Consider the following 14,114-nt stretch of genomic DNA (forward strand, 5'->3'; position numbering starts at 1 on the left):
GAGCGCGGGTGAGCGAAGGGGAGTCCGGAGCATGGTGCACGTACTGGGCAGCCGCATTCTGCTGCGTCCCACGGATCCCGAGCGGTCGCGGACCTTCTACGGCGACACGCTCGGTCTCGCCGTCTACCGCGAGTTCGGCACGGGTCCCGAGCGGGGCACGGTCTATTTCCTCGGCGGCGGCTTCCTGGAGGTGTCGGGCCGCGCCGACGAACCGCCCGCGCCCGGACTCCGCTTGTGGCTGCAGGTGGCGGACGTCCGGGCGGCGTACGAGGAGCTGAGCGGCCGGGGTGCGCAGGTGCTGCGGCCCCCGGTGCGCGAGCCCTGGGGGCTGATCGAGATGTGGATCGCCGACCCGGACGGCGTACGGATCGCCGTCGTGGAGGTGCCCGCGGACCATCCGCTGCGTTTTCGCCCCTGAGCGGCCGCGGGCACGGCCAAGGAGCCACGGCGGCGGGGCACGCGCCGGTCGCGGCCCCCGCGCCCGGATGATCCACTGGGGGGCATGGACGCCGACGCGGGGCCCTCCCGGAGGGGCACGGGGTGAGCGCGCAGCGGCGCCGGCCGAGGGGGTGGCTCTTCCCCGAGGGGCACGCCCACGCGCACCTGGGGCCGCTGCTGTTGGTGCTGACGTTCGCCAGCGGTCTGGTCGACGCGGTGAGTTTCCTCGGGCTCGGCCGGGTGTTCGTGGCGAACATGACCGGCAACGTGGTCTTCCTCGGCTTCGCGTTGAGCGGTGCGGCCGGGCTGTCGGCCGCGGCGTCCGCGACGGCCCTGGCCGCGTTCCTGGGCGGAGCCGCGGCGGGCGGGTGGTGGCGGCGCGACGGGCCGCCCGCCCGGCTGTTCGCCCCTCTGGTGGCCGGGCAGGCGGCGCTGGTCGCGGTGGCGCTGGCGGCTCTGGGGTGGGACCTGGGCCGGTACCCGGTGCTCGTTCCGCTGGCGGCCGGGATGGGGCTCCAGAACGCGGTGGTGCACCGGATCGGGCTGCCCGATCTGACGACGACCGTGGTCACGCGGACGCTGACGGGTCTGGCCGCCGACCGCCGGCGGCCGGCCGCGCCCCGGCGCGCCCTGTCGGTGGCGGTGCTCGCCTGCGGGGCCCTCGCCGGCGGCCTGCTGCTCTCCGGGCCCGGGCCGGGGTGGGTGCTGGCGCTCGTACTGGTGCTGCTGACGGCGGTCGCCACGGCGGCGGCCAGGGCGGGCGGGTCCGAGGGCTGAACCCCGGAGGGGGCGGACCCGTTCGTCTACGCTGGCGCCATGGGTCACGAGGACGTCGGCGACGACGGACACGACGCCGGGTCCGACCGGCCCGCCGCCGCCGCTACCGCGACGGCCGAGGCGTCCGCCGCGCGGCTGAAGGAACGGCTGTACGCGACCATCACGATGATCTCCGTGGTGATCGGCCTGGCCGCGTCCGAGCACGTCGCCGTGCTCGGCGCCACGGCCACCGTGCTCACGGCGGCCGTCGGGCTGTGGCTGGCGACCCTCGTCGCCGACCAGCAGGCCCACCGGGTGGTCCACGGCCGGCTCGCCACCGGCGCGGAGCTGCGGCGCATGCTGTGGGTCGGCAGCCCGCTGCTGCTGTCCGCGGTCGGCCCGCTGATCCTCATCTGCTCGGCCGCCCTCGGCGTGATGGAGTTGACGACGGCCCTGTACGCCGCTGCCGGGGTGAACGTCGCCAGCCTCTTCGGTTGGGGGTGGTACGGAGGGGTCCGCATGGGCAGCGGTCCGACGGTCGCCCTGCTGGCCGGTGCCCTCGACGCCGCGATCGGCCTGTCCGTGGCCCTGGTCAAGGCCGCCGCCGGGCACTGAACCCCGCCGCCCGGAGCGGGGACGGCCGGTTGCTGAGCCCCGAGTCGGCCTCCGGGAGCACCCGATCATTCGGCGATTGCCGAAGCGATGGGGCATTCTGGAGGGATGAACACACTGCCTTTCGGTACGCCTTCGGACGACGCACCGGCCCCCGCCGCCCGCCTGGCCTCCTTCGCCGCAGCCCTGGCCGACGAGACGCGGGCCGCCATCTGCATGACCCTGCTGGAGGGGCGCGCCTGGACCGCGGGCGAGCTGGCCCGGATCACCGCCGTGGCTCCGTCCACCGTCAGCGGCCATCTGGTCCGGCTGCTCGACGCGGGCATCTGCGTCACCGAGCGGCAGGGCCGGCACCGTTACGTGCGCATCGCCGACGCGGCGACCGCCCGCCTCGTCGACGCGCTCGCCTCGTACGCGATCCCCGGCCGGGACGCGGCGCACGCCGTCCCGGTGGTCGCCGCGCCCGACCCGCTGGCCCGCGCCCGGACGTGCTACGACCACTTCGCCGGGCGGCTCGGCATGGCGGTGACCGACGCGATGGAGCGGCGCGGGCTGCTGCGCACGGACGGCGTGTTCGAGCTGACGGACGACGGGCGGGCCTGGTGCGCCGCGGCCGGCGTCGACCTCGGCGGCGGGGGGCGCAGGCCGCAGGTCAGTTCCTGCCTGGACTGGACCGAGCGGCGACGCCACCTGGGCGGCCTGGCCGGGGCCCGGCTGCGCGCGCGGGCCCTGGAGGGGCGGTGGGTGGTGCGTGCGGAGGGCGGCGGGCGGGCGCTGGAGGTCACCGCGGCCGGGGAGCGGGCCTTCGGCGGGCTCCTGGGGATCACGCCTGACGCGTGGAGCTGAATCCCCTCCGGGGGCATGCCGGAAGCGATGGCGGGAGCAATGGCGGGAGCAATGTCCATCAACATTTCGGTCGACACCGAAATGTTCAGCCTCTAGGGTGGGCGCATGACGTTCCGCTCCCGCCCCCTCCTGCCCGCCGGCCTCCTCACGGTCGGTGCCGTCTCCTTCACCGTGTTCGCCTGGGCCTCGGCCTTCGTCTCCATCCGCAGCGCGGGCGCCGCCTACTCCCCCGGCGCCCTGGCCCTCGGACGGCTGCTGGCCGCCTCGCTGACGCTGGCCGTCCTGCTCCTCGTACGCCGTCAGGGCCTGCCGCCCCGCACGGCCCTGCCCGGCATCCTGCTGTCCGGCGTCGTATGGTTCTGCGGCTACACGGTCGCGCTGAACTGGGGGGAGCGGCTGGTCGACGCGGGGACGGCGTCCCTGCTCGTGAACACCGGCCCCATCCTCATGGCGCTGCTCGCGGCCCGGTTCCTCGGCGAGGCGCTGCCTCCGCGGCTGCTGGCCGGCATGGCGGTGTCCTTCGCCGGCGCGGTGGTCGTGGGCCTTTCCATGTCCTCCGGTGACGCCGGCTCCACCCCGGTGCTCGGAGTCGTGCTCTGCCTGCTCGCGGCGGTCGCCTACGCGACCGGCGTCATCGCCCAGAAGCCCGCGCTCTCGCACGGAACACCCCTGCAGATCACCGCGTTCAGCTGCCTGACCGGGACCGTGGCCTGCCTGCCCTTCGGCGGCCGGCTGCTCACGGAACTGCCCGGGGCACCCGTGTCCGCGACGCTGAACATGGTCTACCTGGGCGTGGTTCCGACCGCCCTCGCCTTCACCGCGTGGACCTACGCCCTGGCCCGGATGCCCGCCGGAAAGCTGGGTGCGACGACCTATGCCGTCCCGGCGGTGGTCGTCCTGCTGAGCTGGGCCCTGCTGGGCGAGGTGCCGGCCTGGCTGACCCTCCTCGGCGGGGCGCTCTGCCTGGCCGGCGTGGCGGTCTCCCGTTACGTGCCCCGCTCCCCGCGCAAGGGACCGGACCACGCTCCCGGTGCCGCTCCCCTTCCCACCCACGTTCCCTCCCACGAAAGGCAGTCCTCATGAGGATCCTCACGGTCGGCGCGGGCGCCGTCGGCGGCTTCTTCGGCGCCCGGCTCGCCACGGCGGGCCAGGACGTCTCCTTCCTGGTCCGGCCCGCGCGCGCCAAGGCCCTGGAAGCCCGCGGCCTGCGTGTCGAGGGCCAAGGGGAGGAGCTCCGCCTCGCGCCCCGGCTGGTGACGGCCGACGCCCCGGGCGGCCCCTACGACCTGGTCCTGCTGTCCGTGAAGGCGACCGCCCTGCACGCCGCGCTGGCCGACATCGCGCCCGCGGTCGGCCCGGACACCGCCGTCATCCCCCTGCTCAACGGGATCGCCCACCTCGACGCGCTCGTCGCGGCCCTGGGGGACGCGGTGGTCCTCGGCGGGGTCGCGAAGGTGGTCACCACCCTGAACGCGGAGGGCGACATCCTGCGCATGGCGCCGCCCGCGGTCATCCTGACCGGCGAGACCGACGCCCGGCCCTCCGGACGGGTCGACGGGATCCGCAGGATCCTGACCGAGGCGGGAATCGACTCACCGGCGACCGAGGACATCGTCGCGGCCATGTGGCACAAATGGGTGTTCATCTCCACCCTGGTCGCCCTGACCTGCCTGATGCGCGGCACGGTCGGCGAGATCAACGCCGTTCCCGGCGGCGCCGCGCTCGGGCCCGCCCTGCTGGCCGAGGCCGCGGCGGTGTCGCGCGCGGCCGGTCACCCCGTGCCCGAGGCCGAACTCGCCTTCACCCGGGCGACCGTCACGACCCCCGGCTCCCCGCTCACGCCCTCCCTCTACCGTGACCTCGTCGCCGGGGCCCGCACGGAGGCGGACCACGTCCTGACCGACCTCACCGTCCGCGCCCGCGCGCTGGGCGTGTCCACTCCCCTGCTGGACCTCGCCACCCTCCACCTGCGCGTCCACGAACACCGCCGCGCGGCGGTCCGCCCCCTGTGACGAGGCGGCCGGCGCCTCACCCGGATGCGCGGACCACTGGGCATCCGGGCCGCCGGGCCGTTGACTGGGAGGCCCGGAACCCCTTGGAGGCGTGGTGGCGGCGGACGTGTGGAGGCGCGGTGCGGCAGGCGTGCTGCTGACGGTGATGGCCTGCGGCGCCACGGGCTGTTCGGACGGCGGCGGCAGCCCGTCCGGCGCCGTGTCGAGCGCCGCCGCGGCGGTGAAGTCCGCGGGCGAGGCGGTCTCGTCGGCCGCCGCCGAGGCCGGGAAGGCCGCCGCGTCCGCGGCCGCCGTGGCGAAGGACAAACTGGCCGAGGTCAAGGACGGGGTCAACGCCAAGGAACAGGTGACCCTGGGCCCGGTCGCGACCGAGGGCGACGGGTACACGACGGTCCCCGTGACGGTGCGCAACACCGATGACGGCAAGAAGTCCTTCGCGGTGCAGGTCGAGTTCAAGGACGAGGGCGGCAACCTCCTGGACACGGTGGTGGTGACGGTGGCGGACGTCCCGGGGAAGGGCACCGGGCAGGGCACGGCCCGCAGCACCCACAAGCTGTCCGGCACGGTGACGGCGCAGACGGGCACGGCGCTGCGCTACTGAGGCACCCGCGCGGGACGCTCCGTAGGGGCCGCGGGGCACACGACCGCGGCGGCCGGGCCGATGACCGCTCCGGAACAGGAACCGGTGGGGGCGGTCAGGGCCCGCCGACGGCGTCCTCGACGTCCGGGTGGAGGGACAGCACCGTGTCGGCGCCCGTGAGGGCGAAGAGGCGGCGCAGCCGGTCACCGGGGGCGGCGATGCGCAGGGCCGTCATCTGGTGCACCTGCAGCAGCAGGTTCAGGAACGACGAGTCGCCGAAGGTGACGCCCGCGGCGTCGAGCACCACCAGTGGATGCCGGTCGGCGGCGGAGACGAGCGCCTCCCGGAGAGGGGTCAGCGTGTCCTGGTCGAGTTCCCCGCGCGCGGTCACCACCCATCCGGCTCCGGCCGCGCGGCGTGCTGCCACCACGCCGTCGTGGTCCGTGTCCCGTGCCCCGGCCATGTACGCCTCCCGGATCGTCACCTGCAAGGCCCCCGGAGGCGAGTATGCCTGTTCATCGGCCCGACGAGGGCACCGAGGGCCGCGCCGGCCGGCTCCGGCGGCCCGACAGCGCCTCCCCGCAAGGCGGTTGGAGGAGGTGTGAGAGAACGGCAGGGCGGGACGTGGAAGTCCGGGCGGTCGGCGATGCCGCCGGGCCGGGCCGGGATCACCCCTCGGACGGCGGCCTCACACTGAGGATGCGCACGGCCACCCGCTGACACCGGTGGTCGCCTACACTGTCACCGGCATTCCCGGATGTTCCCGGGCGCGGGGGGTACACGAGACGTCCGGAGACCGGCGTCAACGGGTGGGGGTGGGAGGGCACGATGGAGGCCATCGGCACGGCAACCGGCGATCCGCTGCCCACCGGGCCTCCCCCCGTCGTGCGGCAGCGCCGCCGGCTCGCCCTGTCCGGCGTCCGGGGCCACGTGGCCAAGGGCCGCGACTTCACGCGCCAGGCGCTGCGGGACTGGGGCTGGGACGGGACCGAGACCTCCGAAGACGCCCTGCTGGTCGTCTCCGAGCTGCTGGCCAATGCGTCCCTGCACGCCGGGGGCTGCACCGAACTCGCCCTCACGGGCGGCGAGTTCCTGCGGATCGAGGTCTTCGACGGCTCGACGACCCCTCCCCGCCGCCAGCCCGCCCCGCGGCCCGGCCTCCCGGGCGGCCACGGCCTGTACATCGTGGAGCGCGTCTGCGATCGCTGGGGCACCCGCACCCATGAGGACGGCAAGGCCGTGTGGGCCGAGATCGAGGCGTCGCGACTGACGTCGGGCAGGTCCACCGGCCGCTGACCGGGGCCACTGACCTGGGGACCGGCCGCTCCCGGCCCGGCCCCGGGCGCCCGGCACGACGGGCGCGTCACCCTGAGCTCCGCAACACGCCCGGGTCGGGTGAATGCCCGACGGGAGGGCCCCGCACGCGGTGTGATCCTGCTTCGACGTTCCGTCATCGACATTGGAGTGACATGCGCATCCGCACCGCCATCGCCGCCGCCGCCCTCGCCGCGGCCGGCATCCTCGGCGCCACCGGCACCGCCATCGCAGACGCCAACGCCGAAGGCATCGCCGTCGGCTCGCCCGGCATCCTCTCCGGCAACGTGATCCAGGTGCCCATCCACGTGCCGATCAACCTCTGCGGCAACAGCATCAACATCATCGGCGCCCTCAACCCGGCCGCCGGCAACGCCTGCATCAACACCTGATCGCGGTGTGGCCGTCGGGGCGCGGACCTGTCCSCACCCCGACGGCCCCCGGTGGCGGGCGTTCAGCGGTGCAGCAACCGTGTCCAGTCCTCGGGGACCCGGTCGGCCGGGCCCGGTACCGGCTGCTCCGCCGGATGCGCGACCGGGGGCGCGAGGTCCGGGCCGGACGCGTACAGCTCGGCGCCGTCGTAGTCCCAGAACCAGTCCTCGGCCGGTTCGAAGCTCCGCACCAGGGGATGGCCGCTGGACTTCCAGTGGGCGGTGGCGTGCTGGGCGGGTGAGGAATCGCAGCAGCCGATGTGGCCGCACTGGGCGCAGCGCCGCAGGTGGAACCACCAGCCGCCCGCCCTCTCGCATTCGGCGCAGCCGGTGCCGGTGGGCGGGACGTTCGGGTCGATTCCGTCGATGCCGGTCATACGGGCTCCTCGGTGGTCTCGGGTTCCGGGGTGGTCAGCGGCAGCAGTACCTGGAAGCGGGTGTCGCCCGGCGCGGACTCGACCTGGAGGCTGCCGTGGTGCTTGTTGACGATGATCCGCCAGGAGATGTCCAGGCCGAGACCGGTGCCCTCGCCGACCGGTTTGGTGGTGAAGAAGGGGTCGAAGATGCGGCCGCGGACGTCGGCCGGGATGCCCGGGCCGGTGTCGCGGAACTCCACCAGCAGCCGGTCGCCCTCGCGTGCCGTGCGGACGGTCAGGGTGCCGTCGCCGCCGGTGCTCCCGATCGCGAAGACGGCGTTGTCGACGAGGTTGGTCCACACCTGGTTGAGTTCCGCCGGGTAGGCGGGCACGTCGGGCAGGGAGCGGTCGTATTCCTTGACCACCCGGATGCGGTTGCCGATCTTGCCCGACAGCATCAGCAGGGTGCTGTCGAGGAGTTCGTGGACGTCGACGGACCGGTGCGGGGCCCGGTCGAGCTGCGCGTACTGTTTGGCCGCGTCGACGAGGTGGGAGATGCGGGTGGTGGAGTCGTCGATCTCGTCCATCAGCAGCTCGGTCTCGACGGTGTAGTTGAGCCATCCGATGGCACCCGGCAGGATGTCCTCGGCCACGGTGGCCGCGACCTGTTCCAGCCAGTCCGTGTCCAGTCCGGCCTGGACGAAGGTCGGTGCGATCCGCCAGCCCTCCGGAATGCCGTGGTCTTCGAGCCAGTCGGTGAGTTCGTCCTCCCGGTCGGACGCCTCCAGGGGACTCAGTACCGGTGCCTTGGCCACGCGTTCGGCGGTGCGTTCCTGGATGTCGATGAGCTCGGCCAGCGCCTCGCGGGAGTAGGGGCCCCGGGCGATGACGGCCAGCTTGTGCCGCATCTTGCCGACTCGTTCCCGCAGGGTCGCGGTGGCCCGGACGGCCGCCGCGGCCGGGTTGTTGAGCTCGTGGGTGAGTCCCGCGGACAACGAGCCGAGGGCCAGGAGCCGTTCGCGCTGTCCGATGGCCCGCTGGGTGTTCTTCGAGCCGAAGAAGAGTCCCTCCAGCAGGTGCGCGGCCATCGGGAACCACTCCCGCATGACGTCGGCGAAGGACTGCGCGGGCAGGACGAAGAACCGGGTGGGCTCGGTCACGCGCATGGAGTTGGTGTAGAGCTGCGGGACGCGGTCGCCCAGGTAGGCCTGCATGGCGCCGGAGTACACCCCGCGCTGGGAGGTGCGGCTCACCTCCACGTCGTCGCCGCCGACCCGGCGGTACAGCACGACGGTGCCCTCGATCATCACGTAGAAGCAGGTGGCGGGCTCGCCCTCCGTGTACACCGGGCCGGGGTCGAAGCACTCGACCCGTCCCTCGGTGCACAGCCTCCCGAGCTGCTCGGGGGTGAGCTTCTCGAACAGGAACAGCGTGGCGATCTCCTGCGGGGCGCAGGGCACGGCCCGGCCGCTCACGACTGCTCCAGGTAGCGGTGGACGAGCATCACGGCCATGGCTCCTTCTCCGACGGCGGACGCGACGCGCTTCGCGGACTGGGCGCGGGCGTCGCCCGCCACGAACACGCCGGGAATGTTGGTCTCCAGGTGGTAGGGCGGCCGGTCCAGTTCCCACTCGGCGGGCGGCCGTCCGTCGGGGGTGAGGTCCGGCCCGGCCAGGATGAAGCCGCGTTCGTCTCGCAGCACCGTGCCGTCGAGCCAGTCGGTGAGCGGGGCGGCGCCGATGAACACGAACATCCACTGGGCGTCGATGAGTTCGGACGTGCCGGTGTCCACGTCGCGCAGCGTCAGCTGCTCCAGGTGCCCGTCGCCGTGGGCCTCGTCGACCACGGTCCGGGTCCGTACCGTGATGTTCGCGGCGCCCTCGATCTGCTGGATCAGGTAGTGGGACATGGACGCCCTCAGGGACTCGCCGCGCACCAGCAGGGTCACCGATTTCGCGCCCCGTGCCAGGTACATCGCGGCCTGTCCGGCGGAGTTGGCGCCGCCCACGATGTAGACGTCCTGGCCCTGGCAGGAGGCGGCCTCGGTGAGGGAGGAGCCGTAGTACACCCCGCAGCCGGTCAGGGTGTCGCAGCCCGGTGCGTGGAGCTGGCGGTACGACACGCCGGTCGCCAGGATGACGCTGTGCGCGGCGACCGCCGTGCCGTCGGAGAAGCGGACGACGCGCGAGGCGCCGTTGACCTCGAGCCCGGTGACCTCACGGGCGGTGAGGATCTCGGCGCCGAACCGGCCGGCCTGGCGGCGGGCGCGGTCCGTGAGCTGTGCGCCCGACACGCCGTCCGGGAAGCCGAGGTAGTTCTCGATGCGGGAACTCTGCCCGGCCTGCCCGCCGGTCGCCGACCGTTCGACGAGTACGGTGCGCAGCCCTTCGGACGCGCCGTAGACGGCCGAGCCCAGGCCGGCCGGACCGCCGCCGATCACGACGAGGTCGTAGAACGCGGCGGCCGGGGTCGTCGCGAGTCCCACGTGGGCCGCCAGCTCGGTCGCCCCCGGCTCGACGAGCACGGCCCCTTGCGGGGTGATCACCAGCGGGAGCCGCTCCCCGTCGGCCCCGGCGGCCTCCAGCAGGCGCCGCCCCTCGGGTTCGTCGGAGGAGTACCAGCGGTAGGGCACCTGGTTGCGGGCCAGGAACTCCCGCACGTCGGAGGAGCGCGCCGACCAGCGGTGTCCGACCACCTTGGTGGCGGGCACGGGCCGGTAGTCGCTGGTGCGCCAGGCGGCGAGGAGGTCGTCGACGACCGGGTAGAGCTTCTCCTCCGGCGGGTCCCAGGGTTTGAGCAGGTAGTGGTCGAGGTCGACGACGTTGATGGCGTCGATCGCCGCGTTGGTGTCGGCGTAGGCGGTCAGCAGGACGCGCCGAGCGCCCGGGTACACGGAGAGGGCCCGTTCGAGGAACTCGATGCCGTTCATCTGCGGCATGCGGTAGTCGGCCAGGATGACGGCCACCAGGTCACCCCGCAGTTTCAGCTCGCGCAGCGCCTCCAGCGCCGACTCCCCGGACTCGGCGCGTACGACGCGGTACGTGGCGCCGTAGCGTCGGCGCAGGTCGCGGGCGACGGCGCGCGAGACTCCCGGGTCGTCGTCCACGGTCAGGATGACGGTCCGCGCTGTGTCGGCGACCTCTGCCATACGTCTCCCACCCGCCCGAGCGTCCCGGTCCGGCGGCACGGCGAGCCGCCCGCGCCGGTTGCGCCCATCGTATGTTCGATCGTCCCGGTTCGCCGTGGGACGCCCCGGACCGTGTACGGGCGGGTACGTCCTGCTTCGCCGTGGCCGCCCAGGCGGCGCCGATGTGAGGGGACCGGCGCGCGCGGGCTTCGCCCCGGGTGCCCCGGCCGGCTTCGTGCCCGTCGGGGGCGCGGGCGTCCCCGGGCCGTGGTGGACGTGCCGGGGCGCGACGTGGTCCTGCGCGGCGGCCGGATCGCGGCCCGGGACGGCGCCCTGGTGCGGGCGCGGCCGGCGGCCCCGCCGTAGCCGAGCGCTCCGGTACGGATAATGGCACCGCCCGGGGTTGCGGGCAGCGTGCACCGATCCGAGGGATGAAGTACCGATGACGTTCCAAGAGGGCCTGCGGGTCGAGCTGGCGGCGGACACCCGGCTGAGCGACAGCGTCGCGATCACGGACGCCCCGGAGGAAGGCCCGGAGGGATCGACGGGCGGCGCCGTGGGGTCCCTGTGGCTGGCGGCGGGCACGCGGGGGACCGTGGAACGGGTCGTCCGGCACGACCGGCCGGGCCGGGGGGCCCGCGAGTACGAGCGGCTCGCGTCGCTGCTCGATTCCTTCGGCCGGGACATGCCCACGCAGAGCAGGAAGCAGCTCGAAGAGCAGATCGCGGCCCTGGAGCCCGAGTGGACCGCCTACCGGCAGCAGCGGCTGCGCGTGACGCTCCGCGTCCGCTTCGACAACGGGTTCATCCTGGACGGCGTGCCCGAGGGCTTCTTCACGGCCGCCTGACCGGTTCGGCACGGCCGGTCCGGCGCCGGCCGGTCGGGCTCGGGCGGAGTGCGGTGCGCGGTGCGCGGGGATCACGTTCCGCCGCGGACGAGGCGCAGGATCTCCCCCGGTGTCGAGGCGGCCGATCCGGTCGGTGTGCAGCTGGGTGAACCGGAGGACTCCGTCGGGGCCCGCGGTGATGAGGGAGGGGCCGCAGCAGCCCGAGTCGAGCGGGAACTCGTCGAGCCGGCCCTCGGGCGTGAGCCGGGCGATCCGGCCGGCGTGGGCACCGTGGACGTTCCCCCGTGCGCCCCCCTGTGCTCCTTCGCCGTGGCCCGCGGCGCGCGTACGGTTCCGGGCCATGAGCGGATTCGCGCAAGAACCGGCCGCTGCGACGGAAATCGGCACCCGGGTCCTCCCTCCCTCCGACCGGTGGTCCCCGGCGCTCGTGATACCGGCGCCGGTGTGCCGCTTCGAGAACTTCCTCGGCGCCGAACGCGCCGACGCCCTGCTGGAGTACGCGATCGGGCGACAGAGCGACTTCACGGCGGGGACCGTGCTGGACCCCCTGACCGGAGAGGAGTCCCACAAGGGGAGGGACTCGCTGGTGCTTCCCGTGACCAGTGAGGTGTTCAGCCGGCACCTCGCCGACTGCCTGCCGCTCGTCCGGGAGTCCCTCGGCCACCGGGCCGCGCTCGACCGGTCCCTGACGGTCCTGACGGCGCACGGCGACGGCGGACACTACGGCATGCACACCGACGCGTCGCGGGTCCGAGACGTGAGCACGGCCGTGTCCGCGGTCTACTACCTCCACCGCCGGCCCCGCGGCTTCGGCGGCGGCCAGCTGCGCCTCCACGACACCGTGGTCGACGGCCACCGGGCGCGGCCGGCGGAGACTTACCGCACGATCGAGCCCGAGCACGACACGATCGTCTTCTTCCCCTCCGCCGCCTTCCACGAGGTCGTCCCGTCAACCTGCCCCAGCAGGCGGTTCGCCGACCACCGGTTCACCCTCACGACGTGGATCTCCGGCCGGGGGTCCGCGCCGGGGCCCTCCGGCGCCGGGGCCCGGATCTGGCGGTGGCTGGCGGGCGCCGCCGAGGGCACCCGCCCGCTCCGCGGGGCCGCGGCGGACCACGAGGGCGCCGGCTCCGCCCCGCTGCCCTGCGCCGGCGCCGCCACCCTCCGGGTCGCCGAGGGCCCCGCCGCGGGGTGAGGCGGGGCCGCCCGGCGGGACGTCAGGTGCCGGGGGTGGTCAGGGCCGGGGTCGGCTCGGTCCACGGGTTGGGGAGGTGGCCGGTGACCGGGCCCGAGACCGCCGCGCCGCGCTCGCCCGCGGTGCGCACCGCGAGCGGGACGAGGGCCTCGGGGACCCCGTGGACGAGGTGGCAGAAGCGCTCCGGCGGGTGGCGGGCGGTCCACCCGGGCCGGCTGAACGCCGACACGTACGTGGTCCAGTCGCCCTCGAAGGTGACGACCAGGTCCGCCAGGCGGAGGTAGCCGGGGTCCGGGTGGACGCCCGGGTTGAGGACGACGGTGCTCGCCCCCAGGCTGCGCAGCGAGCGGACCAGGCGGCGGCAGGCGCGCAGCCCCCGGCGTTCCGCGGTCACCCGGTCCAGGAAGCAGCCGTCGACCCCGTACCACTCCCGGTAGCGGAGGATCTCGTAGTTGACCTCCGCCCCGTCCCGCCGCCCGTACGCGGTGTCGACGTATCCCAGCAGCCGGGCGCCGGCCGCGTGCAGGGCCGAGGCGGCCGCCGTGAACGCCGGATCGGGGCGCGGGCCCGGACCGCTCGCGGGGTTGAGCACCACCGCGTAGGTCCGGGGCGCGGCCCCGATCAGCCGCGCCCAGGCCCCCGGGTCCTCCGCCGGATGCACGTACAGCGGAACCAGCAGGGTCATCGCGCGGGGCTGCCGCTCCGGTTGGCCGCCTCCCACAACGAGGCCAGCATGTCGTCGAGTTGACGGGCCGGACGCCACCCCAGTACCCGGGCCGCCGCAGTGACGTCGGAGCACTGCCAGGACACCTCGGCCGAGCGGGCCGAGCCGGGGGCGCCACCCGTGTTCTCCTCGATCCGCCCCCGGAAGCCCGCCCGACGGGCCAGTCCGTGCACCATCTCACGTACCGGCGCGGCCTCGCCGGTGCTGATGTTCAGCACCGACTGCAGCGGACCGGGGGCGGTGACCGCGAGTTCCACCGCTCGGGCCACGTCCCGCACGTCCACGAAGTCGCGGTACGCGGACAGGTCGCCCAGCCGCAGCACCGCCGCCGGGTCCTGCCCGGCCTCCCGCAGCAGGGCCGTGAGCCTGCCGGGCAGACCGGTGGCCGGTGCGCCGGGCCCGACCGGGTTTCCCACGCGCAGCACCACCGCGTCCAGGCCGGAGGTGGCCACCGTGACGGTGCCGGACAGTTTGGTGGCTCCGTACGGGGTGACGGGACGGGTGGCCGCCGACTCCCCCACCCGGACGCCGAACGCGCCCGGCCCGTACTCGGCCGCCGAGCCCAGGTGGACCAGGCGGGCCTGCGGGGCGGCCTCCCGCAGGGCCGCGCACAGCACGGCGGGGCCGCGGGAGTTGACCTCGGCGAGGGTGACCGGGTCACCGCCGGTCGCCCCCGCGCAGTTCACCACGGCGTCGGGAGCCGCCCCCGCGAGGGTCCCGGCCAGCCGTTCGGTCCGGTCGGTGGCGAGGTCGATGCCGAACCCGGCGCCGGGCGAGCGCCCGGCGTCGAGGACCCGTACATCCGGCAGGGCGCCCAGCCGGTCGGCGACGTGCGCGCCGAGATAGCCGGTGCGTCCCAGGACGAGAATGCGCATG

17 protein-coding genes are annotated in these 14,114 nt (G+C 74.5%); 11 read left to right on the forward strand and 6 right to left on the reverse strand.

All coding sequences use genetic code 11. The annotated features are described in order from the left end of the window. Positions 1-31 precede the first annotated feature (31 nt). From AB4039_RS10690 to AB4039_RS10720, 7 genes are all read left to right on the forward strand, one after another. The gene (locus tag AB4039_RS10690; protein WP_266844720.1) at positions 32-418 is read left to right on the forward strand and encodes a VOC family protein; all 387 of its coding nucleotides are present in this window, start codon (positions 32-34) and stop codon (positions 416-418) included. Positions 419-540: 122 nt separating this feature from the next. Then, complete coding sequence (locus tag AB4039_RS10695; protein ID WP_442270565.1) at positions 541-1,215, forward strand: YoaK family protein; 675 nt, start codon at positions 541-543, stop codon at positions 1,213-1,215. A gap of 39 nt (positions 1,216-1,254) precedes the next feature. Continuing rightward, entirely contained in the window at positions 1,255-1,809 is a 555-nt protein-coding gene (locus AB4039_RS10700) for a hypothetical protein (protein WP_442270566.1), read from the forward strand. Between the two features lie 105 nt (positions 1,810-1,914). Further along, a complete protein-coding gene (locus AB4039_RS10705) occupies positions 1,915-2,652 on the forward strand; it encodes an ArsR/SmtB family transcription factor (RefSeq protein ID WP_442270567.1) in 738 nt (245 codons plus the stop codon). 105 nt (positions 2,653-2,757) lie between these two features. Beyond that, the gene (locus AB4039_RS10710; RefSeq protein WP_442270568.1) at positions 2,758-3,735 is read left to right on the forward strand and encodes a DMT family transporter; all 978 of its coding nucleotides are present in this window, start codon (positions 2,758-2,760) and stop codon (positions 3,733-3,735) included. Continuing rightward, positions 3,732-4,664 carry a 2-dehydropantoate 2-reductase gene (locus tag AB4039_RS10715; protein WP_266844729.1) on the forward strand — a complete coding sequence of 311 codons (933 nt, stop codon included), beginning with the start codon at positions 3,732-3,734 and terminating at the stop codon, positions 4,662-4,664. Before AB4039_RS10710 ends, AB4039_RS10715 begins: the two co-directional genes overlap by 4 nt. Positions 4,665-4,758: 94 nt before the next feature. After that, positions 4,759-5,265, forward strand: a complete 507-nt coding sequence (locus AB4039_RS10720; RefSeq protein WP_442270569.1) for a hypothetical protein — start codon at positions 4,759-4,761, stop codon at positions 5,263-5,265. A gap of 94 nt (positions 5,266-5,359) precedes the next feature. On the opposite strand, the gene AB4039_RS10725 is transcribed toward AB4039_RS10720, so the two are convergent. Then, positions 5,360-5,707 carry an STAS domain-containing protein gene (locus tag AB4039_RS10725; protein ID WP_266844733.1) on the reverse strand — a complete coding sequence of 116 codons (348 nt, stop codon included), beginning with the start codon at positions 5,705-5,707 and terminating at the stop codon, positions 5,360-5,362. 365 nt (positions 5,708-6,072) lie between these two features. On the opposite strand from AB4039_RS10725, the gene AB4039_RS10730 reads away from it, so the two are divergent. Then, positions 6,073-6,540: an ATP-binding protein gene (locus tag AB4039_RS10730; protein WP_266844735.1), complete on the forward strand. Its 468-nt coding sequence runs from the start codon at positions 6,073-6,075 to the stop codon at positions 6,538-6,540. A gap of 173 nt (positions 6,541-6,713) precedes the next feature. Beyond that, entirely contained in the window at positions 6,714-6,950 is a 237-nt protein-coding gene (locus AB4039_RS10735) for a chaplin (RefSeq protein WP_266844737.1), read from the forward strand. 62 nt (positions 6,951-7,012) lie between these two features. Here AB4039_RS10735 and AB4039_RS10740 read toward each other — a convergent pair whose 3' ends face one another. The 3 genes from AB4039_RS10740 to AB4039_RS10750 are packed head-to-tail and all read right to left on the reverse strand — an operon-like array spanning position 7,013 to position 10,493. Next, entirely contained in the window at positions 7,013-7,366 is a 354-nt protein-coding gene (locus tag AB4039_RS10740; RefSeq protein ID WP_442270570.1) for a UBP-type zinc finger domain-containing protein, read from the reverse strand. After that, on the reverse strand, positions 7,363-8,820 hold the full coding sequence (locus tag AB4039_RS10745; RefSeq protein WP_266844741.1) for an ATP-binding protein: 1,458 nt from the start codon (positions 8,818-8,820) through the stop codon (positions 7,363-7,365). Before AB4039_RS10745 ends, AB4039_RS10740 begins: the two co-directional genes overlap by 4 nt. Continuing rightward, complete coding sequence (locus AB4039_RS10750; protein ID WP_442270571.1) at positions 8,817-10,493, reverse strand: FAD-dependent oxidoreductase; 1,677 nt, start codon at positions 10,491-10,493, stop codon at positions 8,817-8,819. The genes AB4039_RS10745 and AB4039_RS10750 overlap by 4 nt, the downstream gene beginning before the upstream one ends. A 421-nt stretch (positions 10,494-10,914) precedes the next feature. On the opposite strand from AB4039_RS10750, the gene AB4039_RS10755 reads away from it, so the two are divergent. Beyond that, the gene (locus tag AB4039_RS10755; protein ID WP_266844745.1) at positions 10,915-11,319 is read left to right on the forward strand and encodes a hypothetical protein; all 405 of its coding nucleotides are present in this window, start codon (positions 10,915-10,917) and stop codon (positions 11,317-11,319) included. A gap of 340 nt (positions 11,320-11,659) precedes the next feature. Continuing rightward, entirely contained in the window at positions 11,660-12,514 is an 855-nt protein-coding gene (locus tag AB4039_RS10760) for a 2OG-Fe(II) oxygenase (RefSeq protein WP_442270572.1), read from the forward strand. A gap of 22 nt (positions 12,515-12,536) precedes the next feature. On the opposite strand, the gene AB4039_RS10765 is transcribed toward AB4039_RS10760, so the two are convergent. Both AB4039_RS10765 and AB4039_RS10770 read right to left on the reverse strand, forming a co-directional pair. Next, a complete protein-coding gene (locus tag AB4039_RS10765) occupies positions 12,537-13,199 on the reverse strand; it encodes a spherulation-specific family 4 protein (RefSeq protein ID WP_266844748.1) in 663 nt (220 codons plus the stop codon). After that, positions 13,196-14,113 carry an NAD-dependent epimerase/dehydratase family protein gene (locus AB4039_RS10770; RefSeq protein WP_266844750.1) on the reverse strand — a complete coding sequence of 306 codons (918 nt, stop codon included), beginning with the start codon at positions 14,111-14,113 and terminating at the stop codon, positions 13,196-13,198. The genes AB4039_RS10765 and AB4039_RS10770 overlap by 4 nt, the downstream gene beginning before the upstream one ends. Position 14,114 lies beyond the last annotated feature (1 nt).

Origin of the sequence: Streptomyces sp. M-16 (genome assembly GCF_052114405.1) — a bacterium.
GTDB lineage: Bacteria > Actinomycetota > Actinomycetes > Streptomycetales > Streptomycetaceae > Streptomyces.

Bases quoted from the DNA above. Each gene is read 5' to 3' on its own strand.
- AB4039_RS10690 (WP_266844720.1), top strand. From the start codon at position 32: ATGGTGCACGTACTGGGCAGCCGCATTCTGCTGCGTCCCACGGATCCC.
- AB4039_RS10700 (WP_442270566.1), top strand. From the start codon at position 1,255: ATGGGTCACGAGGACGTCGGCGACGACGGACACGACGCCGGGTCCGAC.
- AB4039_RS10705 (WP_442270567.1), top strand. From the start codon at position 1,915: ATGAACACACTGCCTTTCGGTACGCCTTCGGACGACGCACCGGCCCCC.
- AB4039_RS10710 (WP_442270568.1), top strand. From the start codon at position 2,758: ATGACGTTCCGCTCCCGCCCCCTCCTGCCCGCCGGCCTCCTCACGGTC.
- AB4039_RS10715 (WP_266844729.1), top strand. From the start codon at position 3,732: ATGAGGATCCTCACGGTCGGCGCGGGCGCCGTCGGCGGCTTCTTCGGC.
- AB4039_RS10725 (WP_266844733.1), bottom strand. From the start codon at position 5,707: ATGGCCGGGGCACGGGACACGGACCACGACGGCGTGGTGGCAGCACGC.
- AB4039_RS10730 (WP_266844735.1), top strand. From the start codon at position 6,073: ATGGAGGCCATCGGCACGGCAACCGGCGATCCGCTGCCCACCGGGCCT.
- AB4039_RS10735 (WP_266844737.1), top strand. From the start codon at position 6,714: ATGCGCATCCGCACCGCCATCGCCGCCGCCGCCCTCGCCGCGGCCGGC.
- AB4039_RS10740 (WP_442270570.1), bottom strand. From the start codon at position 7,366: ATGACCGGCATCGACGGAATCGACCCGAACGTCCCGCCCACCGGCACC.
- AB4039_RS10750 (WP_442270571.1), bottom strand. From the start codon at position 10,493: ATGGCAGAGGTCGCCGACACAGCGCGGACCGTCATCCTGACCGTGGAC.
- AB4039_RS10755 (WP_266844745.1), top strand. From the start codon at position 10,915: ATGACGTTCCAAGAGGGCCTGCGGGTCGAGCTGGCGGCGGACACCCGG.
- AB4039_RS10760 (WP_442270572.1), top strand. From the start codon at position 11,660: ATGAGCGGATTCGCGCAAGAACCGGCCGCTGCGACGGAAATCGGCACC.
- AB4039_RS10765 (WP_266844748.1), bottom strand. From the start codon at position 13,199: ATGACCCTGCTGGTTCCGCTGTACGTGCATCCGGCGGAGGACCCGGGG.
- AB4039_RS10770 (WP_266844750.1), bottom strand. From the start codon at position 14,113: ATGCGCATTCTCGTCCTGGGACGCACCGGCTATCTCGGCGCGCACGTC.